The 25,661-nt window shown below is 69.7% G+C and carries 18 protein-coding genes; 8 read left to right on the top strand and 10 right to left on the bottom strand.

Annotated elements, in window-relative coordinates:
- Positions 1–5: 5 nt before the first annotated feature.
- Positions 6–992, top strand: coding sequence for a nitrilase-related carbon-nitrogen hydrolase (locus tag D7D52_RS25560; RefSeq protein WP_120740313.1), 987 nt, complete (start codon positions 6–8; stop codon positions 990–992).
- Positions 993–1,026: 34 nt separating this feature from the next.
- Here the strand turns inward: D7D52_RS25560 and D7D52_RS25565 are convergent, their stop codons facing one another.
- Positions 1,027–1,368 (bottom strand): metal-sensitive transcriptional regulator, encoded by a 342-nt coding sequence (locus tag D7D52_RS25565; protein WP_187703039.1) that lies wholly within the window; start codon positions 1,366–1,368, stop codon positions 1,027–1,029.
- A gap of 95 nt (positions 1,369–1,463) precedes the next feature.
- Between D7D52_RS25565 and D7D52_RS25570 the strand changes: the two genes are divergently transcribed.
- From D7D52_RS25570 to D7D52_RS25585, 3 genes are all read left to right on the top strand, one after another.
- Complete coding sequence (locus tag D7D52_RS25570; protein ID WP_120740315.1) at positions 1,464–2,279, top strand: S-methyl-5'-thioadenosine phosphorylase; 816 nt, start codon at positions 1,464–1,466, stop codon at positions 2,277–2,279.
- Between the two features lie 200 nt (positions 2,280–2,479).
- Positions 2,480–3,772: an NAD-dependent epimerase/dehydratase family protein gene (locus tag D7D52_RS39450; RefSeq protein ID WP_425464567.1), complete on the top strand. Its 1,293-nt coding sequence runs from the start codon at positions 2,480–2,482 to the stop codon at positions 3,770–3,772.
- A gap of 39 nt (positions 3,773–3,811) precedes the next feature.
- Positions 3,812–4,375 carry an NADPH-dependent FMN reductase gene (locus tag D7D52_RS25585; protein ID WP_120740317.1) on the top strand — a complete coding sequence of 188 codons (564 nt, stop codon included), beginning with the start codon at positions 3,812–3,814 and terminating at the stop codon, positions 4,373–4,375.
- Here the strand turns inward: D7D52_RS25585 and eccE are convergent.
- Complete coding sequence (gene eccE, locus D7D52_RS25590) at positions 4,372–6,012, bottom strand: type VII secretion protein EccE (protein WP_120740319.1); 1,641 nt, start codon at positions 6,010–6,012, stop codon at positions 4,372–4,374. The two genes, D7D52_RS25585 and eccE, sit on opposite strands and share 4 nt — an antisense overlap.
- 121 nt (positions 6,013–6,133) lie before the next feature.
- Here eccE and eccB point away from each other — a divergent pair, with 121 nt between their 5' ends.
- Positions 6,134–7,621 (top strand): type VII secretion protein EccB, encoded by a 1,488-nt coding sequence (eccB, locus tag D7D52_RS25595; protein WP_120740321.1) that lies wholly within the window; start codon positions 6,134–6,136, stop codon positions 7,619–7,621.
- A gap of 1 nt (position 7,622) precedes the next feature.
- Here eccB and mycP read toward each other — a convergent pair whose 3' ends face one another.
- Complete coding sequence (gene mycP / locus D7D52_RS25600; protein ID WP_120740323.1) at positions 7,623–9,029, bottom strand: type VII secretion-associated serine protease mycosin; 1,407 nt, start codon at positions 9,027–9,029, stop codon at positions 7,623–7,625.
- 19 nt (positions 9,030–9,048) lie between these two features.
- Positions 9,049–10,521, bottom strand: coding sequence for a type VII secretion integral membrane protein EccD (gene eccD, locus D7D52_RS25605; RefSeq protein ID WP_120744459.1), 1,473 nt, complete (start codon positions 10,519–10,521; stop codon positions 9,049–9,051).
- Between the two features lie 80 nt (positions 10,522–10,601).
- Between eccD and eccCa the strand changes: the two genes are divergently transcribed.
- Positions 10,602–14,630 (top strand): type VII secretion protein EccCa, encoded by a 4,029-nt coding sequence (eccCa, locus tag D7D52_RS25610; RefSeq protein ID WP_120740325.1) that lies wholly within the window; start codon positions 10,602–10,604, stop codon positions 14,628–14,630.
- Between the two features lie 90 nt (positions 14,631–14,720).
- Here eccCa and D7D52_RS25615 read toward each other — a convergent pair whose 3' ends face one another.
- The 5 genes from D7D52_RS25615 to D7D52_RS25635 all read right to left on the bottom strand — a co-directional run bounded on the left by D7D52_RS25615 (position 14,721) and on the right by D7D52_RS25635 (position 19,677).
- Entirely contained in the window at positions 14,721–15,023 is a 303-nt protein-coding gene (locus D7D52_RS25615; protein ID WP_120744460.1) for a WXG100 family type VII secretion target, read from the bottom strand.
- A gap of 47 nt (positions 15,024–15,070) precedes the next feature.
- A complete protein-coding gene (locus tag D7D52_RS25620; RefSeq protein ID WP_162958534.1) occupies positions 15,071–15,400 on the bottom strand; it encodes a WXG100 family type VII secretion target in 330 nt (109 codons plus the stop codon).
- A 182-nt stretch (positions 15,401–15,582) separates the two neighbouring features.
- Positions 15,583–16,773 carry a DUF7373 family lipoprotein gene (locus tag D7D52_RS25625; RefSeq protein ID WP_120740330.1) on the bottom strand — a complete coding sequence of 397 codons (1,191 nt, stop codon included), beginning with the start codon at positions 16,771–16,773 and terminating at the stop codon, positions 15,583–15,585.
- A 47-nt stretch (positions 16,774–16,820) separates the two neighbouring features.
- Entirely contained in the window at positions 16,821–18,059 is a 1,239-nt protein-coding gene (locus D7D52_RS25630) for a DUF7373 family lipoprotein (protein WP_162958535.1), read from the bottom strand.
- Positions 18,060–18,093: 34 nt separating this feature from the next.
- The gene (locus D7D52_RS25635) at positions 18,094–19,677 is read right to left on the bottom strand and encodes a serine/threonine-protein kinase (protein ID WP_120740334.1); all 1,584 of its coding nucleotides are present in this window, start codon (positions 19,675–19,677) and stop codon (positions 18,094–18,096) included.
- Positions 19,678–19,797: 120 nt separating this feature from the next.
- Here D7D52_RS25635 and D7D52_RS25640 point away from each other — a divergent pair, with 120 nt between their 5' ends.
- Positions 19,798–21,246, top strand: a complete 1,449-nt coding sequence (locus D7D52_RS25640; protein WP_120740336.1) for an FHA domain-containing protein — start codon at positions 19,798–19,800, stop codon at positions 21,244–21,246.
- 22 nt (positions 21,247–21,268) lie between these two features.
- Here D7D52_RS25640 and D7D52_RS25645 read toward each other — a convergent pair whose 3' ends face one another.
- Positions 21,269–22,708, bottom strand: a complete 1,440-nt coding sequence (locus tag D7D52_RS25645) for a neutral zinc metallopeptidase (protein WP_120744461.1) — start codon at positions 22,706–22,708, stop codon at positions 21,269–21,271.
- 147 nt (positions 22,709–22,855) lie between these two features.
- Between D7D52_RS25645 and D7D52_RS25650 the strand changes: the two genes are divergently transcribed.
- Positions 22,856–25,651 carry an ATP-binding cassette domain-containing protein gene (locus D7D52_RS25650; protein WP_120740338.1) on the top strand — a complete coding sequence of 932 codons (2,796 nt, stop codon included), beginning with the start codon at positions 22,856–22,858 and terminating at the stop codon, positions 25,649–25,651.
- Positions 25,652–25,661: the final 10 nt, after the last annotated feature.

Raw genomic sequence — 25,661 nt, forward strand, 5'->3', positions numbered from 1 at the left:
AAGCGATGAGGATTACGGTGCGAGTCGCGGCCGTTCAGGCCGAACCCAGCTGGTTGCGGCTGTCCGACGGTGTCGAGCAGGTCGTCGAACTGATCGAAACGGCTGCCACGCGGGGCGCTCGGCTGATCGCATTTCCGGAGGCGTTTCTCCCGGGATATCCGTGGTGGCGCTGGATCGAGACGAATCAGTGGAATGTCGAGTATTCGACCCGCTGCCGCGAGAATTCGATGACCCGGGATGGCGAGGAAATGCGCGCGATCACCGATGCGGCGGCCGCCCACGGTATTCACGTCGTCCTCGGCTTCGGCGAACGGCAGGATCGGCGAATCTATCTGTCGCAGGCCGTCATCGACGATTCCGGCGAGTTGCTGTCGGTGCGCCGCAAGGCGGGGCTCAACAGCATCGAACGCAAGATCTTCGCGTCCGGAACCCCGAATCTGCCTGCCGTGCACCACACTCCGATCGGCAAGTACGGCGCGTTGTCCGGGCAGGAGAATCAGCGCCCGCTGCTCACCCGCGCCCTGCGTGCCGACGAGGAGCAGATCCACGTCGCCGCCTGGCCCGCGAATCCGTACGGCGATGGGGGCGGCCCGGATTCGCGCATCACGGTGAGCCGCATGTACGCGCTCGAGGTCGGCGCGTTCGTCCTCGCGCCCACCGCCGTGGCGGGGCCGCGCGCCTGGGGCGGCATGGCGCGCCCCCGTACGGACGCCCCCACCGGCTCCGCGCGCATCTACGGCGCCGACGGCGCGGAGGCGGTGACGCCCCTGGCCGAGGGTGACGAAGGAATCCTCTACGCCGACTTGGAAATCGGCGGCATCGAGACCGCGAGCCCCCCACGCGAATCCACCCGCGCCCCGCACGAGCGCAAGAATCTGGCTCCGGTGCGCCGCGGTTCCCGTCGCGCGCCGACCGGCTGGCAAGCCGGCCCGGACCGCTGGGCCCTGCCCATGTCCTTCGGGACCTACCCCGACGGCACCGCCGCCTGCTGACTCTGCCCCGTGCGCTGGAGAATCTCGGCGAGAGCTAGCTGCGGACCAGCCGGGCGATGGCGTCAGTAGCCTCTTTGATCTTGGCTTCGGCCTCGGGGCCGCCCGCCACGGCCGCGTCGACGACGCAGTGGCTGATGTGATCTTCGAGCAGGCCCATGGCGACCGCCTGCAGGGCCTTGGTCATGGCCGACACCTGGGTGAGGATGTCGATGCAGTACTTCTCCTCCTCGACCATGCGCTGCAGGCCGCGGGCCTGACCTTCGATGCGGCGCAGGCGCTTGAGGTAGTCGTCCTTGGCGGTGATGTAGCCGTGGGTGGCGTGATCGTGGCAGGACTCGGCCGGGGTTTCTGCGGTGGCGGTGTTGTCGTTGGTCACCTGCGCGTCCTGTCTCCGTGGCGGCAATACCCCCCTAGGGTACATGGTTCGCCCTGGTCCCACCACTCATGCGCGCATGCGCAAGAATCGGGGCCATGAGTTCGGATGCACGGGCGACGCTCGCCATTATCGGAGGCAGTGGGTTCTACGACTTCTTCGGCGACGACGCCACCACGGTCGAGGTCGAGACCCCCTACGGCGCGCCCAGTGCGCCCATCACCATCGGCCAGGTGGAGGGGCGCTCGGTCGCGTTCCTGCCGCGGCACGGCCGCAAACACGAATACTCCCCGCACACCGTGCCGTATCGCGCCAATATGTGGGCGCTGCGCACGCTGGGCGTGCGTCGCGTCTTCGGGCCGTGCGCGGTCGGCAGCCTGCGCGCCGATTGGGGGCCGGGCACGGTCGCGGTGCCCGATCAGCTGGTGGACCGCACCTCCGGCCGCGCCCAGACCTTCTACGACGCCGGCGGCGTGCACGTCTCCTTCGCCGATCCGTACTGCGACGAACTGCGTTCGGCCGCAATCGCTTCCCTGGGCACCGAGCTGCCCTCGCGCGATCACGGCACCATGGTCGTGGTGGAGGGCCCGCGGTTCTCCACCCGCGCCGAGAGCCGCTGGTTCGCCGGGCAGGGCTGGGAGCTGGTCAATATGACCGGTCACCCGGAGGCCGTGCTGGCCCGTGAGCTCGAAATGTGCTACTCCGCAATCGCTCTCGTCACCGACCTGGACGCCGGGCTGGAGTCGGGCGAGGGTGTCAGCGCCGCCGACGTCTTCGCCGAGTTCGAGCGCAACCTGGTGCCGTTCAAGGCCCTGGTGCGCCGTGCCGTGGCCGCGGTCGACGGCGACGACACCTGCGACAAGTGCCGCGTTCTCACCGGCACCGGCGTGCAACTGCCGTTCGAACTGCCCTGACCGGGGTCAAACGACCGAACGGTATGGACTGCCGCCCGAGCGACCGGGGCGCCACGCTGTGCCCCGCGGTGCCTCGTCGCACCTGCTCGCGGCGGCCTCCGGCCGTTGATTTCGTCCGGAATGTCCATCACTGAATAGGAATTCGGGTTACGTCCCCCGCCGGGGGCCACCGTCGGTCGCAGGTCCAATAAGCTGGAGGCATGAATGCGGGCGGTGGCGACCCCCTGCGCGTGCTGCTGACCGGCGCGGCCGGGTACCTGGGCTCCCATGTTCAGCGCGCCCTGCGGGCGGCGGGGCACGAGGTCATCGGGGTGGATTTCCTGCTGGAATCGGTGCACGGCCCGAATCCCGCTGTCCCGGAAGATGTTCATCGGGTCGATATCCGCGAGCACGAGGCGCTGGAGCCGCTGCTCGACGGGGTGGACGTGGTCTGTCATCTGGCCGCGGCGGTGCCGCTGCCGCAGCCGCGCGGGCCGGCGCCGGCCGATCCCGCGAATTCCCCGCTGTCGCAGGAGTTCCCGCGATCTCTGCTGGGGCATGGGGGACAGGGTCCGCGCGGGGACGGCCATCGCGGTCCGGTGACCGCGGCCGACACGACCTCCGAGCGCGAATCGGGACCCGGCACCGGCCCGTGCGTACGCGCGCCGCTCGGCGCCGGCCGCTCGAGCGAACGGGCCGGAATGGACGGCATGCGGTGGGCCGCGCTGTACGCCACCCACAACGACGCCGGCACGGCCGTGCTGCTGGCGGCGATGGAGCGGGCGGGGGTGCGGCGGCTGGTCCTCGGGTCCTCGGTCGCGGTGTACGGGGAGGGCCGGTATCGCGGCGCGCGGGGCGGGGTCTTCTACCCCGGACTGCGCCGGCGGCGGGATCTGGATCGGGGCATGTTCGATCATCGGGAGCTGCGGTCCGGTGATGTGCTGACCTGGGAGCCGATGGGGGAGGACGCCCCGCTGCGACCGCGCAGCGCCTATGCCGCAAGCAAAGTCGCGCAGGAGCACTACGCGCTGGCCTGGGTCGCCAACACCGGCGGCAACGCCGCCGTGCTGCGCTATCACCACCTCTACGGCGAGCCGGTGGCCGACGGCCGGCACGTGCGCTCCGCGGAATCCGGTGTGGCGGCGCGGTTTCGGGCCGAGCTGCTCGCCGGACGGCCGCCGCAGGTGTTCGAAGACGGCGGGCAGGTCCGGGATTTCGTGCAGGTGCGCGACGCCGCGGTCGCGACCGTCGCAGCCGTGGAGCGCCCGCTGCCCGGCTTCGTGCCGTTGAACATCGCCTCGGGCCGGCCGCTGACGCTGTGGGAGGTGGCCTCGACCATGGCCAAGGCGGTGGACGGGCCCACGCCGGTGGTGACCGGGCACTGCCGGGTCACCGATATCCGCCATGTGGTGGCACATCCGGAGCGAGCGCGGCAGGCGCTGGAGTTCACCGCGCGCACCCTGCCCGCCGCGGGCCTGGCCGAGTACGCGCTGCGCGGGGCCGGACGACGCTGAATGCCCGGACGGGTTGCCCGCGGTGGCTAGGCTCACGGCATGGACACTCCGCTGCGGCTCGAGGCCATCGTCGCCAGTGTGCGGCCCAAGCGGTTCGCGCCGGTGGTCGCGGACTGGTTCCTGCGGCAGGCGGGCGCCGACGCGGATTTCGAGGTGGGCGTGATCGACCTGATCGATACGCCGCTGCCGGTGGATCTCATCGAGACCGACGCGGTGCGGGCCTTCCAGCGACGCGTCGAAGCGGCCGACGCGTTCGTGGCCGTCACCTCCGAGTACAACCACGGCTATCCGGCGTCGCTGAAGACGGCCTTCGACAGCGTGAAGCGCGAATGGCGCGGCAAGCCCATCGGTTTCGTCAGCTACGGCGGCCTGTCCGGCGGGCTGCGCGCCGTCGAGCAGCTGCGGCAGGTGGTGGCGGAGATCCATATGGTCTCCGTGCGCGAGACGGTCAGTTTTCACGAGGCCAAACGCAAGTTCGACGCCGACGGGCAGACCGCCGACGCCGCGGCCATCGACGCCTGCGCCCGGATGCTGCGTCAACTGTCCTGGTGGGCAACGGCTTTGCGCACCGCGCGGGCGGCCGACCCGTACCCCGGTAGCTAGGACGCGAAAGCGTTTGCCGCGCACGGGGTTCCGATATAGGTGGCCTCGCGGGGAATGGAGACCAGCGTCAGCGGCACCTCGGTGGTCCCGGTGCGCAGGATGATTCGGTTCCCGGTCGCGCCCGGCTGGTGGATCGACAGATCGGGGGTGCTGCTCGGCCAGCCCAGCGGATCCCCGGTGAGGGTGAGGGTGGTGATCCCGGCGTGCGGCGCGGGCGCGAGCACGCCGTCCACCACGGTGGCGGTGAAATCGGCGTCGGAGCGGTGGGTTTCGACCGCGATGGCCAGTCGTTGCGGATTGCCGATGGTGGTGACCAGCTGCTGCCAGGCGTCGGGCCGGTCGGTGCGGATGAGCACGCGCTCGCCGACGGCCAGCGCGCGGAACACGATCTGCTGTGCCAGATAGAGCTCGCCCGCCACGAACACGCTCGAAATACCCTGTCCGACAAGGCGTACGGCGACGCCGTTGCCGGCGTCGTCGGAGCCCAGCAGTTGTCCGCAGCCCGCCGACGGCAGCTGCAGCGCCTCGATGGCCTCGATGGCGCGGATCTCGGTGGGGACGGTCTCGTCCAGGCCCGGCACCGCGAACGGCAGATGCGCGAGCAGCCCCTCCCGATGGCGGCCGTTCATCGAGATCATGTGCCGCTGCACCGGTTCCTGCGGCAGTTCGCGGGCGGTGATCCGCCAGGCCGCGCCGATGCGCACGGTGTCGACGCTGCGGCCGGGGCGCAGTCGCACGGCCACCGTGGTGCCGCGGGAGGCGGGCACCCACAGCTGGGCGAGCAGCTCCGAGGCCAGCTGCCGGGGGTCGACGGCCGCGCCGATGTTCACGCTGTTGCCGAGTTCGGTGTAGCGCCAGTGCTGGGTCAGCGCACCGGGATCCACGCCGGCGGTGACCTGCAGCGCGGCCTGGCGAATCTCGGGCGCGGTGAGCACCCGGGCGGTGCAGTCGCCGTCCTCGAGGGTGCGCACGATGCGGCGGGTGGCGACGGTGACGGCACGGCAGGCGCCCGGCAGCCCGCCGCCGCGCCGGGCCGTGGCCTCCGGGCAGGTGAGCGGGTCGAAGGCGATGGCCAGCCATACCGTGCGGTGGGCGGTGGCGGGCAGCGGGCCGAGCAGGGATTCGTAGATCGCGCCCGCCGGAGTGCCGGACCGGCTGCGGTAGCCGTGCGAGACGATATCGATGCCGGCCAGCAGAATGTCGTGCTGGCTCAGGCTTTTCGCGAGTTCGGGCAGCGGCAGCAGATGGGTGGAACGCACGGTGGCGCGGCCGAGCCGGGTCAGTCCGCCCCGGGGCGCGAGCAGTTCGACGACCGCGACCACGCGGCTGCCGTCGCGGTAGAGCCCGAGTGAGCGGCCGTCGGGGTCGTGGAAGTCGATGATGTCGGCGGGCGGATGCCCGCGGCGAGCCCGGAAGCGGCCGCGGGTGGCGAGCCAATCGGAAACTGTGCGTTTGCCCAGTGGGACGAGAAGAACCAGACCGACCACCACGCCGACAGTGAGAGCGCCCCACCAGGCCATCCCGCAGGCCACGGCCACGATCAGAACGACCAGTCCGGCCAGCTGCGCCCAGACCAGATTCGTGACGGAGATCCGGCCGAACAGCGGCCGGGCCGTACCCCCGGAATCGGTAGTCATCGTCGGTCCCCGGCTCCCCGAGTTTCGGCCCGCGCGCGATCTCGTGCGGTGGCCGAGTGCGAATGAAGGTCCTGGTAACTGTACTGTGTGCGGCGAACGCAACGACCTTCCGGGGACTTGGATGCCTTCGAAACCCACGACCCGATGGCAGGTGAGCGGTTACCGCTTCCTGGTCCGTCGCATGGAGCACGCCCTGGTCCGCAGGGACGTGCGAATGCTGCACGACCCCATGCGGTCCCAGTCGCGCGCCCTCGCCGCCGGACTCATCCTCGCGTGTGTCGCGCTGGCGGGTTGCGGGGTGTTGGCTCTGCTGCGGCCGCAGGACAAGATCGGGTCCAACAAGATCCTCATCGGCAAGGACACCGGCGCGGTCTACGTGGTGCTCGACAACGTGGTGCACCCGGCGTTGAACATCGCCTCGGCGCGGCTGGCCGCGGGCGATGCCGCCAAGCCCGCGACGGTCAAGGAATCCGAGCTGTCGAAGAAGCCGCGCGGACAGCTGATCGGCATTCCGGGCGCGCCCACCTCGTTGAACTTCGACGGCGGCGACGGCCGCACCTGGACGGTGTGCGACGCGCTGTCCAACGACGGCAGCCGCAACCTCACCACCTCGGTGCTCGCGGGCGATGTGACCTTGGCGGACAAGGCATCCGCGCTGGGGACGGGCAAGGCGCTGCTGGTGCAGGGACGCGACCACACGTACCTGATCTACGGCAACGAGCGCGCCCAGATCGATCTGAACGATCGCGCCGTGGTCGACGCCCTCGACCTGCGCGGCCAGACACCGCGGCCGATCAGCGAGGGGCTGCTCAACGCCGTTCCCGAGGTGCTGCCGCTGGTGGCTCCGCCCATCGAGAACGCCGGCGCCGCACCGGGTTACCCGATCGGGGAGCACCGCATCGGTGATGTCGTGCAGGTGCGCACCGACAGCAAGTACTACGTGGTGCTGGCCGACGGCTTGCAACCGGTGTCGCCGCTGACCGCCGACATCATTCGCAATGCCTACCGGTCCGCGGCGGCCGACGATCACATCGCGCAGGCCGATCGGACCGGCGCGCCGGTGTCCGCGGCCTTGCGGGTGGCCGACTATCCGGACGCGGCGCCGGAGATCGTGGACGGCAAGGATCAGCCCATCGACTGCCTGTCGTGGCGGCCGCTGAGTTCGGCCGACACCTCCGACGGCAGCAAACACGCCGAGCTGACCGTGCTCACCGGGCACGCGGTGCCGATTCCCGACCGCGCCAAGCTGGTTCCGCTGGCCCAGGCCGACGGCAGCGGGCCGAATGTGGACAGCTTCTACCTGAAGCCGGGGGCGGGCGCGTACGTGCAGTCCACCGGGATCGAGCCGGACAGCCAGCGGCACGACAGCCTGTTCTTCGTCTCCGACTACGGGGTGCGGTTCGGCATCAAGAATCTGGATGCCGCCAAGGCGCTGGGCATGGACCCGGAGAAGGTGCGCCCCGAGCCCGCGCCGTGGCCGATCCTGGGCTTGCTCGCGCCCGGACCGACGCTCAGCCGCGAGGCCGCCATGGTCGCCCACGACGGCGTGGCTCCGGACCCGAGCCCGGCCAAGGAACCGGTGAAAACCCAAGCGCCCGGGGCGAACTGAGTCAGGCGGCGGTGTCGTGTACGCCGAAACGACGGCGCAGGGGGAACGAGGCCAGGAAACCGAGCACCAGCAGCAGCGCGACGATCCCGGTGCCGATCAGAGCCACGTCGCGCGCCGTATTGTCCGGTGCGGGCGCGGGTTTCGGCAGGGGCAGCTGTTGTTCGCGGGCGCCGGCGGGCAGCTTCGGCGGCAGCTGCCGGGGCACCTGGTCGCTGAGGGCGGCGACGGGATCGACTGTGCCGTAACCGATGTAGGGGTTCCAGCCCTCGCCCGGCGCGTGTGCGGTGGCCTCGATGCGTTGGATGACCTCGGCGGCGCTCAGGTCCGGGAAGCGGGAACGCACCAACGCCGCCACACCCGACACCTGCGGCGCGGCGAAACTCGTTCCGCTGTATGGCGTCACCTGTCCTTGGTTGGTGACCTTGGCGGTGGTCAGCCCGGTGTTGCGGGGGTCGAGGGAGATGATGTTCTCGCCCGGCGCGGCCACCCCGACCCACGGCCCGGGCACGCTGAACTTGGAGGGTTGGCCGAAGGCGTCCACCGAACCGACCGACAGCACATAGGCGTCCCACCACGCGGGCACCACATAGGAATTCACGTGATCCCACGGATCGTCGGTGGGGTGCAAGGGATCCAGGCCCGGATTGCTCGCCTTGCAGGTATCGGTATTGCCGGCCGCGGCCACGATCACCGCGTCCTTGTCGAGGGCCGCGTACTGCACCGCCGCGCCCAGCGCGCCCATCTCGGCGCTGGTCGGTTCACTGGTGGGGCAGGCGACCAACGAGATATTGATGACTCGCGCGCCCGCGTCGGCGGCCCGGCGCACGGCCGAGGCCAGCGCGGAGATCTTGCCGTAGCCGTCGGGCATGTCGTCGGGGCCCTTCTCCTTGCCCGCGCCCTTGGTCTGATACAGGGCGCTGGTCTGGCGAATGGTCATGATCCGCGCTTCCGGGGCGACCCCGGCGAAACCCTGGCCCGGGAGTTGGGCGGCCCCGATGAGGCCGGCGACGATGGTGCCGTGGGCGTCGCAGTCCTCGATGCCGTCACCGCCGGCTGCGACGTAATCGCCGCCGGGAATCAGGCCCGGCAGCCGGGGGTGCGGTGACACCCCGGTATCGATGACCGCCACCAATTGTCCTGCGCCCCTGGCGAACTGCCAGGCGTCGGGCAGCTCCAGGGTGCGCTGGGTGGGCGGGATGGTGGGGCCGTCACCGCCCGCCTGGGTGCTGAAGCAGGGCGAGTTCGCGGGGTGTTCGGTCTCGGTGGGCGGTGTCGCCGGACCGCCCGGCGGAAGCAGGCCCGCGTCGATGGGGGGCGGATGGTCGGCCGCCGCCGGTCCGGCGCCGAACGAGACGCTCAGCGCCAGCGTCAAAGCCGCGGCGGTCGTGTGAAAACCTTTGCTGCCCATGGTGCCTCGTCGATTCCGGTCACAGTCCGCGCACGAGCGAGTACAGATCGGTCACCCAGAACGTCAGCGGCACCACGGCGGCGACGAAGGCGTATTCGAGCAGTTCCACCGCGCGGCGGGTGGGCGGCGTCGCCTGCTGGCGCGGCACGATGATGCCCAGCACCAGGGCCGCGGCGAAAAGCACCAGCGCCACACCGAAAACGGTGAGCGGCTGGCGCTGGGTGAGGGCCGCGCCGATCAGCACCAGCAGCACGATGGCGGTCCCGCCCACGAGCAGTACGACCGCCTGCTCCGCGCCCGCGTAGGTGCGGCTGCGGAACATCAGCACCACCGCGCACACCAGCGCCAGTGCCAGACCCGGCCAATACGGGCTGCCCGCAGTGAGATTCACCGCCGTGACCGCACCGGTCACGACCACCACGGTGGTGGCTGTGACGAGTCCGGCCAGATATTCGCGCGCCCGTTCGGATTTCGCGCGCAGCGCCTCCATGGTGGGCAGGGCGCGATGGTCGTCGGGATCGTCCTCGGTGGGATCGATCGGGGTGCCCGGGGCGGGCACCGGCGGCAGCGGGAGTTTGGCCAGCAGCATGGAAAGCCTTGGGGCCAGCGACAACCCGGCCAGGCCGAGCGCCGCCGCGCCGCCGCCGATGGCGTGCGCGGGCAACCCGGTCAGCAGGCCCACCAGGGTGGCCGGGACGGCGAAGACCGCCAGCGCGGTCGCGCCGATGAACAGGCCCAGCCCGACGCCGCTCACCCGCCAGGTCAGCATGGCGGTGGCTCCGGCCAGGACCGCGCCCAGCAGCGCGTTGGCCCAGCCGTAATGGCTGGGAACGAACAGCATGCCCGCACTGAACGCGGTCGGCAGCGCGCAGCCGCCCAGCACCAGCGCACTGGCCTGATCGCGGTACATGCGAGCCAGCACCATGCTCGCGGTCACCAGCAGCAGCGTGACGAAGGTGGCCACGATGCCGCTGATCCAGCCCGGGAGGGCGGTCGGTGCGGCCAGCAGGCCGAAGCAGCCGACCAGCATGATCGCCACCGCCAGCATGGATCCGGTCAGCCGGGCGGTGCGGGGCGTCCAACCGCGGAAGTGGTCGGCGTCGGCGATGGCGACGTTGTACATGATGTCGTCGAACAGCGGCGTGGGCGCGATGTGCGCGGCGCTCTCGAGCATGAGCAGTTCGCCGTCGCGCACGCCCTGTTCGGCCAGGCTCAGGGAATTGGAGAACGGCGGCTGCCCGATGCGGGCCAGCACCCACTCGTGGGGCGCGAACTGCTCACCGTCGTGGGAGAAGTCGTTGACGCGATTGTGCTGATCGACCATGTCGACCACGCTCGGAATGACCAGTGCCACCGGCACATCGACGGGAATGGCCATATCGACCTGGGTGTGCTTGGCCAGAATGGTGACTCGTGCCAGGTCGGGCGCGCGGACGGCGCCCGCCGGATCGGGGCGGATTTCATCGAGATGATCCGTACGCGAGTGCGTCACGCCCGCACTGTACGGCATGATGGTTGCCGTCCGTACACTGAGGCCGCATGTCCGCGGGATTCGATGGGTGAAAATCAGCGATGAGCACCGTACGGTTCCAGCGCCGTCCACGCCGGGAGATGCCCCGCACGCCCGGCGGTGAGGTGACCCTGCAGCCGCCGCCGGAGATCCCCCGGGCGGTCCCGGCCAATCTGTTCTCGAAGCTGATGCCCGTCGTGATGGGTGTCGGCATGCTCGGGATGGTGGCGCTCATGGTCACCTCCGGCAGTGGGCTGGCGTCCAATCCGATGAGCCTGATGTTCCCGATGATGATGGTGTTCTCCATGGTCGGGATGTATGCGGGCCAGGGCGGCAAGGGGCAGAAGGCGGCCGAGGCGAACGAGGACCGCAAGGACTATCTGCGCTATCTCGATCAGGTGCGCCGGGATGTGGAGGACACGGCCGGGCAGCAGCGGGCGGCCGTGGAATGGAGTCATCCCGAGCCCGGATTGATCTGGATGCTGGCCGGGACCACGCGCATGTGGGAGCGGCGGCCGGGGGACAGGGACTTCTGCCACGCCCGCATCGGGCTCGGTAGCCAGAGACTTGCTACCAGACTGGTCGCCCCGGAAACTGGGCCCGTCGAGGAACTGGAACCCATTGCCGCGGTCTCCCTGCGGCGGTTCGTGCGCACCCACTCCACCGTGCCGGATCTGCCCACCGCCATCGCCGTGAAGGGCTTCGCCTGCGTCCAGCTCAACGGTGACCGCGTGCAGGCGCGGGAGATGACCCGGGCGATGCTGCTGCAACTGGCCATGTTTCAGGGTCCCGACCAGGTGCTCGTGGCGGTGGTGTGCGGGCCCGACACCGGGCGCGAATGGGAATGGACCAAATGGCTTCCGCACACCCAGCATCCGGACTCGCAGGACGGGGTGGGCAGTCGCCGCATGGTCTACGGCTCCATCCGCGAGGCTCACACGGACCTGAACCCGTTGCTGTACAACCGGGTTCGCTTCTCCCGCAACGCGCCGCCCAACCCGAACCTGGTCCAGATCGTGCTCGTCGTGGACGGCGGGCTGCTCGAGGCGGAAGAGGATCCGCTGCGCGACACCGGATTCGAGGGCGTCACCATTCTGGACCTGTGCGGCTACGCGCCGCGGCTGGCCACCTCGCGGGGCATTCAGATGGTGGTGGAGAACGGCGCGTGCGCCGGACGCGGACCCACCGGGGTGATGGAACGTTTCGCCGACATCGACCGCATCACCGTCAAACAAGCCGAACAGGCGGCCCGGCGGCTCGCGCCCTACCGCGCCGTCACCCAGCGCGCCGCCGAGGCGACCGGTGACGAGGGCGAGGTCATCTCGAGCTGGTCGCAGCTGCTGAACCTCGGCGATATCGGCTCGTTCACCCCCGAGACCGCGTGGAAGCCGCGCTACGGCAGGGAGCGGCTGCGGGTGCCGTTCGGGGTCGGGGCCGACGGGCTGCCGGTGGTTCTGGATATCAAGGAGGCCGCTGAGGGCGGCATGGGCCCGCACGGGCTGTGTATCGGCGCGACCGGGTCGGGCAAGTCGGAATTCCTGCGGACGCTGGTGCTTTCGCTCATCGCCACGCACTCGCCGGATCAGCTCAATTTCGTGCTGGTGGACTTCAAGGGCGGCGCGACCTTCCTCGGGCTGGAGGGGGTCGCGCACGTCGCGGCCATCATCACCAACCTGGAGGAGGAGGCAGATCTGGTCGACCGCATGCGCGACGCCCTGGCCGGTGAGATGAACCGCCGCCAGGAGCTGCTGCGCGCGGCGGGCAATTTCGCGAACGTCTCCGAATACGAGAAGGCGCGCGCGGCCGGCGCGGACCTGGATCCCATGCCCGCGCTGTTCGTGGTGCTCGACGAATTCTCCGAATTGCTGTCGCAGCACCCGGATTTCGCGGAGCTGTTCACCATGATCGGCCGGCTGGGACGCTCGCTGCACGTGCATCTGCTGCTGGCCTCGCAGCGGCTGGAGGAGGGGCGGCTCAAGGGACTGGAAAGCCACCTGTCGTACCGGATCGGCTTGAAGACGTTCTCCGCCAATGAATCCCGGCAGGTACTCGGCGTGCCGGACGCCTACAACCTGCCCAACAATCCCGGCGGCGGCTACCTGAAATCCGACTCCGGTGAGATCCAGCGCTTCCAATCGGCGTACGTGTCCGGACCTTATGTCGGCGGCGGCTCGCAGCGTGACGCCGCGGTGGCCACCCAGGCCGGTGAGATCGACGTGACCGTGCGGCCGTTCACCGCCGCACACGTGGAATTCCGTGCCGCCGACAGGATTCCGCTGCCCGAACTGGCCGCGCTGATCGAGACGCCGGTGGAAGCGGAGCAGATCTCCAATCTGCAGATGCTGGTGTCGCGGGTGCGCGGGCACGGCCGCCCCGCCCACGAGATCTGGCTGCCGCCACTGGGCGAGCCCCCGACCCTGGACGCGCTGCTGCCGCGCTCCATCCTGACCGGCGACTGGAATCCCATTGCGGCGCTGCGGGCTCCGATCGGCATCGTGGACCGGCCCTACGATCAGCGCCGCGACCCCATGGTGGTCGACCTGTCCGGATCACGCGGCAATGCGGCGGTGGTCGGCGGCCCGCAGTCGGGCAAGTCGACGGCGCTGCGCTCGCTGGTCATGGCGATGTCGTTGACGCACACCGCCGAACAGGTGCAGTTCTATCTGCTGGACTTCGGCGGCGGCACCATGGTCGGGCTGGAGGGACTGCCGCATGTCGGCGCGGTCGCCACCCGCATGGAGGAGAACACGGTGCGGCGCATCGTGGCCGAGCTGGTGGGGATCGTGCGCCGGCGGGAGGCCAGCTTCCGGCGGCTGGGCGTGGAATCCATGGCCGAGTTCCGGCGGCTGCGCTCCACCGAACCGGGCGTCGACAATCCGGCCGGCGGCGTGCAGGACGATCCGTTCGGCGACGCCTTCCTGGTGATCGACGGGTACGGCACCTTCCGGCAGGAATTCGAGCTGCTCGAACAGACCGTCATGAACCTTGCGGTGCAAGGACTTTCGTACGGCGTGCACGTGGTGCTGTCGCTCAATCGGTGGGCCGAGGCGCGGCCCGCCCTCAAGGATCAGATCGGCACCCGCATCGAATTGCGGCTCGGCGATCCGATGGACTCCGATCTGGGCCGCAAGTACGCCGCCCTGGTGCCGATGGGACGGCCCGGGCGCGGCATGACCGCCGACGGGCTGCACCTGCTCACGGCGCTGCCCCGGGTGGACGGCGACCCCGATCCCGCGACCCTGGGAACCGGTGTGGCGCAGGCGGTCTCGGCCATCAGCCGGTTCACGCCCGGCCGCCCGGCCCCGGTGGTGCGCATGCTGCCCGAGCGGCTGCCGCGCGAGGAGCTGCTGCGCTCGGCCGGGGACTGGCCCGCGCACGTGGACCGTTCGCAGCCGTGCCTGCGTTTTCCGCTGGGCATCAACGAATCCGAGCTGGCCCCGGTGTATCTCGATCTGGCCGCGGGACAGCACTTCGTCGTCATCGGGGACTCGGAGTCCGGCAAGACCACGCTGCTGCGGTCGCTGGTCCAGTCCATCTGCGCGGCCAATACCCCCGACCAGGCCCGCATCATCATGGGCGACTACCGGCGCACCATGCTCGGCACCGTCCCGCAGGGCTACCTGGCCGGTTACGGCACCACCGCACCGCAGTTCACCCAGAACATGGCCGATCTCGCCGCCTACGTCACCCAGCGCATGCCCGGCCCGGATGTCACCCCGCAGCAGCTCAAGGAGCGGTCCTGGTGGCGCGGTCCGGAGCTGTACGTCATCGTCGACGACTACGACCTGGTCGCCAATGCCAGCGGCAATCCGCTGCACGCCCTGGTCGACCATCTGGCCCACGCCCGGGATCTCGGCTTCCATCTCATCCTGGCCCGCCGCTCCGGCGGTGCGGGCCGGGCCATGTACGAGGCCACCCTCAACCGCCTCAAGGAACTCAACTCCGCCTCCCTGATCATGAGCTGCAGCCGCGAGGAGGGCGTGCTGTTCGGCGCTACGCGACCCAGCCCGCAGCCCCCGGGCCGCGGCACCTACGCCACCCGCGCGGGCGAGGAGCTGATCCAGACCGGCTGGCTGCCCCCGGCGGACTGACACCCCAGCGGCGAAACCCGCAGTTCGGAAACGCGAGCGGCCCCCGGCGTGGATGCCGGGGCCCGCTCGCTGTGCGGTTGTGGCCGTGCCTTAGAACAGACCCGCGAGGGCGGTGTCCTTGGCCTGGAGCTCGGCATTGCCGGTGCGAACCAGGGTGGCGGCGCCGTTGAGGGTGGTGTTGAGCTGGAGAACGTGCTGGTTCCACATGCGCTGGAGATCGGCGAACGCGTCGTTGGCGTCACCCTTCCAGTTGTTCTGCACGAACTCTTCGACATTGCGGTGGAACGCCTCGAGCTGGTCGCGAATGGTCTCCGCGCGGCGAATGATCGAATTCGCGCCGTCGGCGACGCCTTCGAAATGGGCGGAGATGATCTGGCCGTCTGCTGCTGCCATGGTGAATTCCTTTGCCAAAGGTCCGAAAAGAGGGAAGCCGGGGTCGGTCAGACGGCCGGGAGGTCGAGGCTGGAGATCTGCGCGTTGACCTTGGACTGGTAGTCCTTGTCGTGCTCCTCGTAATTGGAGCCGACCTTGATCAAGGTCTCGGCGGTGTGCATCAACTTGTCGTTGAGCTTGTCGGCCTGGAAGTAGTAGCGCTGCATGAACGCGTTGAACGCGTCGGCGGCGCCGCCGCGCCAGTTGGACCCGGCGACCATGCTGTCCTCGTCGCGCTTGAGATCCGCGATGGCGTGCATCAGCATGTCGTGCGTCTGCTGGAACTCCTTGGCCTTGGCCTGAATGAGATCGTTACTGGCTTCGAATGCACCGGCCACGGTGCCTCCTTTCGATTCGCGGGCGGACGACCTGTTCGCAGTGATTAGACGTAGGCCACCGCCATGCGGTTCCACCCCTGTGACAGCTATTCGTCAGCACACTATCCAAGGATCGGTGCCGCTGACCAGTGCAATCAGCAAACGCGTGACAACCTCCACGCGAGAGGAACCTCACAAACCTCTCACCAGGTGCTGTTCGCCAACAGGGCGTACTGGGCCGCGGCCCGCTGATAGGCGTCGGCCAGTTGATCGGAGTCCACGGTCGCCACGAAACGGCGATAGGTGATAGCGCACCGGTAACGGTGCTTATCGGTGAGGGTGTCGGACTGGCCCTCCCCGCAGCGGGCGCCGGGGACCTTCGGCGGGGCGTCCACTGCGCCCGGGAAGGCGGGTTCGAGGATGGTGGACCACAGCGTGTGCGCGGTCTGCGGGTCGGCGGCCCGGAACATCATGGTCGCGCCCTCGTAGGCGGAGCCGCTGAGGGCGAAGGCATCGACCTTGCTGTCGGACAGCACGCGCCGCCAATGGTCCTGATCGCCGATGCGATGCAGAAAGCCGCGCGGTCCGGACGCGAATTCGCTGGTGAAGTCCGGCATGCCGAACCCGTTGGGGTTCAACGACTGTCGCAGCAGGCCGGCGGGATCCCAGGGCTGGCGCAGGATGCCTTCGCGGTCCAGTGGCGGCAGCGCGTCCAGCAGTGGCGTCTGGGCGTCGTAGACCTTCTGGACGAGTTCGGTCAGCTGCGCGGCATCGGGATCCTTCACCGCCACCGTGGCATAGACGACATACGCGCCGCGCGCGAGGAACGAACCCATGGCGGGCACCTCGGGACGCCAATGCGTATGGGCATCAGGGTATTTCGGCAGAGACACCGGTTTGTTGGCGTCGGCCGCCACCTGGAAGTCGGCGCGTTCGAGGTCGGCGGCCGCCCGGGTCGCCGCGGCCGCGTCCGGGAACTGCATGACGATGGTGCGGGTGCGAGTGCTGCCCGGCGGCACCTCGCCGTAATCCGGTCTGGGCTGGTCCGCGTTGGCGGTGCCGACGCCGAACAGCATGCCGGCGGCGGCCAGCACCGGTTCCGAGGTCGCCGTCAGGATCTGTGCGGCGTCCGCGGGGGTGTCGAAACTCTTCGCTCCGGTGCCGTATTTCAGGCGCGGGTCGATCTCCGGTCCGGTCACCAGCTGTCCGTCGAGCCGCATCTCGGCGAGCAGCAGCCCGTCGTGCAGGGACGGGCTGTAGTGGAAACGGGTTTCCAGCGGGTCGGTCGTGTAGTTGCCGACATCCAGTGTGCGGACATCGATTTCGGCGGGGTGCGCGGAGCCGTCGACCCGGCTGCCGCAGCCGGGCACGGCGGCCAGGATGGCGAATGCCATGACCGCCAATCGGTTTCGTCGTGACCGCATGCGGATACTCCGGGCCGTCATCGCGCGTTGACCAGGATCGCGTACTGGGCGGATATGCGCTGCTGGGCGTCCAGCAGCTGGCTCGCGGATGCCTCGGCGGCATAGCGGTCGTGCCGGACGAAGCAGTAGTAGGGTATTGCACCGGCTCTCGGTCCGGTGTACTTGCGGCATACCGCGTTCGGCAGATTCGTCGGCGATTCGACCGGCACGTAGGTCCGGCTCAGCCGGCTGTGGTTCGCGACGATGAGCGCGGCCCCGGCGGCATCGCGGGCGCGGAACAGGTAGTCGCCCTTCCAGGCGATGCGGTCTACCCCCGCGTCCTCGAACAGCTTGACCTCGTCCTCGCCCTGCACCAGCTGTAAGCCGCCGTGGCGGTCGTACGCGCCCGGGATGCCCGCCTCGGAGGGATCGTCGACGATGGTGGGCAGGGCCCGGCTGATCATCTGGTCCGGGTCGACCGGCAGGTCGGTGAGCCGATCCTGCGGTGTGGCAGGGAATTTCGCGACAGCGGGGGCGATTGCCTCGATGCTGTGCTGCACGTGGGTGACCAGTTTCGGCAGGTCCCGGGTTTGCAGGGCGTCCATCACATTGTCTACGACCCGCGTGTAGACGACGTATCTGCCGGTGGCGTACCAGGATTGCAGGTACCCGGCCGAGTAGTGGTCGGCGTCGTCGGTGACATAGGCGAACGCGTCCGGATACCGGTCGATCGTCACCCGCCGATGCTCGGGGGCGGCACTCAGATCAGCCTGCCCGAGGGCGGGGGCGGCGGCCCGGGCGGCGTTCTCGTCGGTGAACATGAGCACGACGTTCTCGAGTTCGTAGGCCAGGTTCGGCTCCGAGTCCGACATTCCAGCGATCAGATAGCCCGATACGAACCCGGTGGCGGCGGCGTTCATGGCGGCCGCGTCGGCCGACATCCGCGGTTTCATGGCCGCGGAACCGAAGTCGATGAAGGGCCGCACCGCCGAATTCCACGGATTGGCCGCGTATTTCACCTCGGGTTCGATCTCCGCGGGCAGCGGCAGATAGTCGGCCAGCCGTTCGGCCTCGAGCAGCCTCGCCTGATCGAGATTGACCGCCTTGCCGTACTGCTTGGGCTGGGTCGGCAGATTGCCGGTGTCGAGCTTGGCCAGATCGACCGCGGGTTCGGCGGGCTGCGCCGGCGCGGGCCCGGCGTCCGAGCCGCAGCCGGCGGTGGCGGCCAGCGCGACCGCGACCAGCGCGGACACGCCCGCGCGTGCGAGTGTGCGCATCGAATCCCCCAGGATGTGCATGGTCCCGCGCACCCTACCTGACCCTGGTGTGCAGCACCGGGACCAGCTTGTTCACCAGGGTCTGGGTCGAGTCGGGGGTCCAGTTGCGGACCGCGGCGACGGCGGCGGCGTCGTCGAGCGGAATGACGATGGCCCGCGAACTGGTGATCTCACTGGGCAGCCCGAGCAGCCCGCCGCCGCCCGCCTTCTCGTCGCTGCGCACCGCGACGATGTAGGAGTTGTCGGGCACCGTGAGCGAGCCCCAGCCGTCGGCAGGCCGGGGCGAGGTTTCGCCGCCGGCGGGCTGGTATTGCGAGTTGTAGACGAATCCGAGGCTCTCGAGGAACGCCGCCTGCTGCGAGCCCGCCAGATAGATGCTGTATTTGGTGTTGAATTGCGCGCCGGTGACATCGACCATGGTGACGGTCTTGCCCTGGAAAGCGGGATTGTCCTTGCGCGCCTTGTCCACCGGGCTCAGGTTGGCGTCGGCCGCGCCGGCGGACGTCGGAAGATTCGCGGAAGTCGTTGCGGCGCTGTCGGTGTGCTTGCCGCCGGAGGCCACGATGCCGATGCCGACCGCGAGCGCCACCGCGACCACCGCCGCGCCGATCGCGAGATAGACGCGGGTGCGCTTGGCCGGGCGAGCGCTCACCTCGGTGGGCTCCGACGCGGAAGCTGCTGGACCGCTGTGGGTTTCGCCGTAGCGCGGCAGCATGCCGGGCGGGGCGACCTGGATGGGGTAGGTGGGTGAGGTGGTGGTGGACACCGGGTTGTAGCCGGGCACCAGCGCGGCCGTCGCCGCCTCGGTGAACTCGCGGCAGGAGTTGAAGCGGTCGGCCGGCTGCTTGGCCATCACCTTCGCGAACACCTGGTCCAGCGCGGCCGGCAGGTGCGGGTTCACGTCGGTGGCGCGCGGCGGCGGCTCGTGCAGATGGCCCATCATCACCAACGCCGGTTGCGTTGCGGGATAAGGGTTCCGGCCGGTCAGCAGCTTGAAGAAGGCGCAGCCGAGGCTGTAGATGTCGGCCCGGTGGTCCAGCGGCTGCCCGGACAGCTGTTCCGGCGGGGCATAGGCGATGGTGGCGACGAAACTGCCGGTCTGGGTGAGCTCGACGGTGTCCTCGGCGGACTTGGCGACACCGAAGTCGGCCAGCAGCGCGCGCTCGTCCTCGCCGGCGACGGTGGAGAGCAGGAAGTTGGCGGGCTTCACGTCCCGGTGCAGCAGGCCGCGGCGGTGCGCGTAGTCCAGGCCGCGGCCGATCTGGGTGACGATGGACAGCGCGCGCAGCGGCGACATGGCGGCCGGATCGCGCTTGAGCTCGGCCGAGGCGTCGGTGCCCTCGACATACTGCATGGCGATCCACAGCTGCCCGTTCTCCTCGCCGCGATTGTGCACGGCGACGATGTTCGGGTGGTCCATGCCCGCAACCACATTCGCCTCGCGTTCGAAGCGGCCCCGGAACTCCTCGTTGGTGGTGAGGTCCACCGACAGCACCTTGAGGGCGTCCATGCGCGGCAACTGCGGGTGCTTGGCGAGGTAGACGGTGCCCATCCCGCCGGAGCCCAGGACCCGCTCCACCCGGTAGCCACCCACGATGGTGCCTGGGCTGAGAGCCATGAAACAAACTCCTGGGTATCTAGCGGTGGCCGCGGTGCAAGCCGGAGCTTACCCACCCACGTAACCTGGTTGCGTGCTGAACATCCCGAGCCGCGTAGTCCCCGGGGGCCGGTTCCCGTGATGGATCGGCAGGTCGAGGTGATCGCGGGCGACCATGTGCTGACCCGGACGGCGGGTGCCGTCATCCTGGTCGCGCATCGCGAACGCGGGAAACCGGGACCGGACTCGCGGGCCGTGATCGCGGCGCGCGCCCTGGGCGAACTGGTCGCCGAGGCCACCGAACTGGATCCCGCCGGGCCCGGGCGCCTGGTGGCGCGGCAGGCCACCCGCTGGCTCATGCGAGAGGCCGAACGCATCTCACCCGGCGAACCCATCGAATTCGGCATCCTCGGCGCCGCCGACACCGGCGGCCTCGCCATCTTCCTGCACGGCTCGGTCACGGCCGTGCTCGCGGGCGCCGTGACCGAGTACTACCGGGGCAGTGACGCCGCGTTCACCGTGGACCGGGTGGCCGAACCGCCCGCGCGGGCGGCCGCGCTGTTCATCGACGACAACCGCCGCCGGCCGCCGGAGCTACCCGAGCGCGGAATCGGCTCGCTCATCGAGGGAATCGCGCTCGCGTCCGGTGCTGTGGTGTGGTTCGAGGGCGCGCCGGTGCTGTCGCGACAGGCGCTGCGGGCGGTGCCGCGCCGGCGTGCGGAGATCCCGCCGCCGACCGCAGCCTTCGACTCCGACCGCGAGGCCGGTTCGAATCGAGAGGTCGGCTTCAATCGCGAGGTCGGCTCAGAACACGAGGTCGGCTCCGAACGTCAGGCCGGGCGCTCCTCGGGTCGGCATCGGGACCTCGACCCGATCGCCCTGGACCCCAACCTGATTCCGACGCGCACCTCCAACCGGCTGCCCGCCGGCGCGGTCCCGGCGATCGGGTCGACAGACCCGGTCACCGAGGGCATCGACGCGCCGTCCCCGGATCTGCATCACGCGCTCACCGAGGCGGCCGGTCCGAGCGAGACCAGCGGCACCAATCCCGCACCCAAACCGGACCCGGATCTGCAGCGCCGCCTCGAGCAGACCGCCAAGGCCAATGCCCTCACCGTGAAGGTGCTCGGATTCAAGTGCGCGCGTGCGCATCCCAGCGATCCGCGGTCCGCCTTCTGCACCGTGTGCGGTATGCCGGTGGATCAGACCCAGCAGGTGGCGGAGGTGATCCGGCCGCCGCTGGGCATGCTGATCCTCGACGACGGCATGACCTACATGGTGGTCGCCGACGCCGTGGTCGGGCGCGATCCCGAGCATTCCGAGGCGGCGCGAACGGGCTTGGCGCCCTTGCGCATCGACGACAACTCCGGCGGGATGTCCCGCGCGCACGCCGAACTGCGGTTGGTGAACTGGGATATCACCCTCGTCGACCGCGGCTCCACCAACGGCACCCGCGTCCGCCCGCCCGGTTACCGGGATTGGGTCCGGCTGGCGCCGAATCAGCCGTTCACCCTGCTGGTGGGGACCGAGATCATGCTGGGCAACCGGGTGCTGCGGCTGGAACCGGTCGCGCCACCGCCGTTCGGCTGAACCACGAATTCCACTGGCCCGGTTACGAATACCTGGACGTGCAGGTGGTCTGGTCACCCAGCACGCCCGCCCGGAAGGCGTCCACGCGGGAGAAGCCGCTGGGCACCGTGTTGCCGTCGGTGTCGCTGGCGGCCAGACCGTCGGTGAGCAGGCCCGAGACCGCTTCGTCGAGATCGCCCGCGGACAAGGTGATATCGCCCTGCGCCTTACTGCGGCTGGGGTCGGCCAGCTTCGCGGAGATGACCCCCGACAGGCAGGCCGCGCGCAAACCCGTCTTCGCGCCCTTCAACGCCTGCCCGGCCGCGTGCTGCACCGCCAGGGTGTAGCGCGAGATGAACACGATGTAGGCGGTGAAATCGCCGGTCACGTTGGCGGGCAAAGCATCCTGATCGTCGGCGTTGGAGACGCCGCGATCGTGCAGGGCCGGGACGTCGGTGCCGATCAGGTTGGTGGCCGGGCAGTAGGTCACCGGCGCGGTGTCGGCGCCGTTGCGGCAGTTCAGCTTCGCGGTCTCGTACCCGTACTTGGGCTCGTCCGGGATCGGCATGATGGCGGCCATCGCCTTGGCCATCTCCTGCAGGGTGGCCTGGGTGACATCGGTTTGCCCGTGCTGGGAATCGCCGTTGAGACTCTGCGGCAGATTGCCGCGCCGGCGGTCGATCTCGTTCTGGTCGATGCCTTTACAGCCCTTGGGGCCGTCGGTGAATCCGATCTGCACCGCCGTCACCCGCTCGAACGCGGATCCGTGCACGCTCTGCGGATCGTCCGGGTCGGCGTCGCGGAAGGCGACCGTCGCGGCCAGTACCTGATTGAGGCCGTCGGAGGTGTTGATGGTGAAGTGTTTGGCCTTGCCCTCGGCCACATTCCGGATGAACGCGCCCGCGAAGCAATCGGCCTGCTGCTCCTTGACGATGGTCGGGGTCTTGCGGCCGACGATCTTGGCCATCTCCTGAATGGCGTGCCCGTACTCGTGGGCCAGCACCATCACCACCGACATCTTGCCGAACTCGTCGGCCACCGCGGGCAACAGCACGCCCCGATCCCAGCCGATCGAACCGTCCAACCGGCAGTAGGCGGCGTTGACCAGGCGATAGCTGGACTCCCCGCAGAACTGCCCGGCCTGCGAGCGCGGCGTCTTGGCGCTCCAGGAGGTGAACTTGTCGATCGGGGCGAAGGCGCCGCCGAATTCGGCGGGGAACTCGGTCTGCCAATAGGTCTGGATATCGTCGAGCGCGTTCAGCACCAGGTGATCTATCGGGCCGTTGTCGGAATTCTGGGCGGTCAGCGTGGCATCGGGGACGCCCGGGCGCGGGCCGTTGGGTCCGCTCGTGGTGGGCAGTCCGGCCACCTCGAACGGGTCGTCGTAGATGGACACCGCATGACCGTGAACAGTTCGTGTACATCCGGACACGAGCGCGACCGCGACCACCAGCACCCCGGCAACCACGAACAGGCGGCGCATCCCCCCGAACCGGCGCGTGCGCACCGCCTCCCGCTGGCGTTCCGCCACTGACACTCCTCGCAGGCCGATCGTTTCCCTGTCCCGGTATCGGGTTCGCTGCCCGAAAGCGCAACGCCGGACTCCGGGCGCTTCGCTTATTATCCAGCCATGTCTTCACCGGGGGCGCAGCAGATCACCGTGCGTCATGAAGGAACCGAGCGGGTCTTCGACGCGACCCAGCAGATCACCATGGGCCGGGCGCCGGAGGTGACGCTGTTCGTCGACAGTCCGCTGGTCTCGCGCGTGCACGCCACCCTCAGCTACGAGGCCGGATCGTGGATGCTGACCGACAACGGCAGCACCAACGGCGTTTTCGTGGACGCGCGGCGGCTGACCACGCCGCTGGTCATCAACCGGCCCACGCAGGTGCGGCTCGGGGATGCCATCAGCGGGCCGCTGCTGCATCTGGCGCCGCAGACCGCCCGCGGGGGCGCGCCGCACGGTGGTTCGGGGGCGCAGCAGGGCGGGCCGGGGGCCGGGTCGCACGGCAGCATGATGCCGCCGCCGAACCGGCCGCCGTCGCGGCCGCAGCCGCAGGTCGGACAGCAGCCGCAGGTCGGGCAGCAGCGCGGACCGCAGGGGCAGCAGCACTATCCGCAGCGGCCGCCGACACCGCAGCGGCCGAATCCGCAGCAGCAGGCTTGGCAGCAGCAGAGTCCGAACGCGCAGCAGGGTCCGAACGCGCAGCAGGGTCCCAACGCGGCGCACGCGGGACCTCGTGCGGCGCAGCGGCCGAACGTGAACCGGCCGCAGTCGGGGCCGCTGCATCAGCAGCCGAATCCCGTGCCGCACCGGCCGAATCCGCAGTCCGGCACCCCGCCGACCCCGAATGTGCCGCGCCCGCCGGTCAATACGCCGCCCCCGGGTGGCGACGCCATCAACATGACCACCAAGGCCGACACCTCCGCGCTGCCGCCGATCCGGGCGCGCGCCTCCACCGCGGCCATCGCGCGCGCCGACCGGATTCCGCAGTCCGGCCTGGATATCGGCCGCACCAGCGACAACCAGATCGTGGTCAACGATCCGATGGCCTCGCGCAAGCACGCGCGCCTGGTCCCGGACCGGCAGGGCCTGGCCATCGAGGATCTGGGCTCGGCCAACGGCACCTTCGTCAACGGCCGCCGCGAACAGCGGGCGCTGCTGCGCGAGCGCGACATCGTCACCATCGGCAATGTCGACTTCGTGGTGCAGGAGGGCACCCTGGTGCACCGGCAGCGGCCGGTCGCCGAACAGGGCCTGCACGTGCACGGCGTCTCGTTCACCGTCGAGGGCAACAAGCAACTGCTGGTCGATGTGAACATGCAGGCCGGGCGTGGGTCGCTGACCGCGCTCATCGGCCCGTCGGGCGCCGGCAAGTCGACGCTGTCGAAACTCATTGCGGGAACGACGCATCCGTCCGCGGGTGTGGTCACCTTCGAGGGCCGCGACCTGCACGCCGAATACGAGGCGCTGCGCTCCCGCATCGGCATGGTGCCGCAGGACGATGTGCTGCACCGGCAGCTGACCGTCAAGCAGGCGCTCAACTTCGCCGCCCAACTGCGCCTGCCCCCGGATACCAGCAAGGCCGACCGCAAACAGGTGATCTCCGATGTGCTGGAAGAGCTTTCGCTCACCCAGCACGCCGACACCCGGGTGGACCGGCTCTCCGGCGGTCAGCGCAAGCGCGCCTCGGTGGCCATGGAACTGCTCACCGGTCCCTCGCTGCTGATCCTCGACGAGCCGACCTCGGGCCTGGATCCGGCGCTGGACCGGCAGGTCATGACCATGCTGCGGGAGCTGGCCGACGCCGGGCGCACCGTCATCGTGGTCACCCACTCGGTGGCCTGCCTGGACATGTGCGATCAGGTGCTGCTGCTCGCGCCCGGCGGCAAGACCGCGTTCTGCGGGCATCCGGGCAGCGTCGGGCCGGTCATGGGGACCAGCGACTGGGCCGAGATCTTCGGGCGGGTCGCCGCCGACCCGGATCGCGCCTTCGCGAATTTCCGTTCCCGCCAGGCGTTCGCGGAACCGCCCGCGCAGGTGCAGCCGGTCGAGCGGGCCAAGGCGCCGAAATCCAGTCCGCTCAAACAGTTCTCGACCCTGGCGCGCCGGCAGCTGCGGCTCATCTTCGCCGACCGCGGCTATCTCGCGTTCCTGGGCATCCTGCCGTTCGTGTTGGGCGGGCTGTCGCTGGTGGTGCAGGGCAAGAGCGGCTTCGAATCCGTCGGCTTCGTGCAGACCCCCGACGGCAGCTTCGTGCGCGCCAACAACGGTGAGGCACAACAGCTGCTGGTGGTGCTGATCCTCGGCGCCTGCTTCATGGGCGCCACGCTCACCGTGCGTGATCTGGTGGGCGAACGGGCCATCTACCACCGCGAGCGAGCCGTCGGATTGCGGTCCGGCGCATACCTGATGTCCAAGATCGTGGTGTTCAGCCTCGCGGCGCTGCTGCAATCGGCGGTGATGGTCGGCATCGTGCTGGCGGTGAAGAAACCGCCCAGCAAGGGCTCGGTGATCCCCATCGGCACCGTCGAGCTGTACCTCGATGTCGCGCTCACGGCGGTGACCTGCGTGGTGCTGGGGTTGGCGCTGTCGGCGCTGGCCCGCTCCAACGAGCAGGTGATGCCGCTGCTGGTGGTGATCATCATGGCGCAGCTGGTGATGGCGGGCGGCATGATCCCGGTCACGGGTCGCGTTGTGCTGGACCAGATTTCCTGGCTGTTCCCGTCCCGATGGGGTTACTCCGCGGGCGCGTCCACGGTGAACCTGCCCGAGCTGTCTGCCTCCGACGCGGCGCAGAAGGACCATTTCTGGAAGCACACGGTCGCCGCGTGGTCGTTGGACGTGTCCGTGCTGGCCGCGATCGCCGTGCTGCTCGCCCTGTTCACGTGGTCGCGTCTGCGCCTGCGGAAGTCGGCGGCGTGATCTGGGATTC

This window comes from Nocardia yunnanensis (assembly GCF_003626895.1).
In the GTDB taxonomy this organism is placed as follows: Bacteria; Actinomycetota; Actinomycetes; order Mycobacteriales; family Mycobacteriaceae; genus Nocardia; species Nocardia yunnanensis.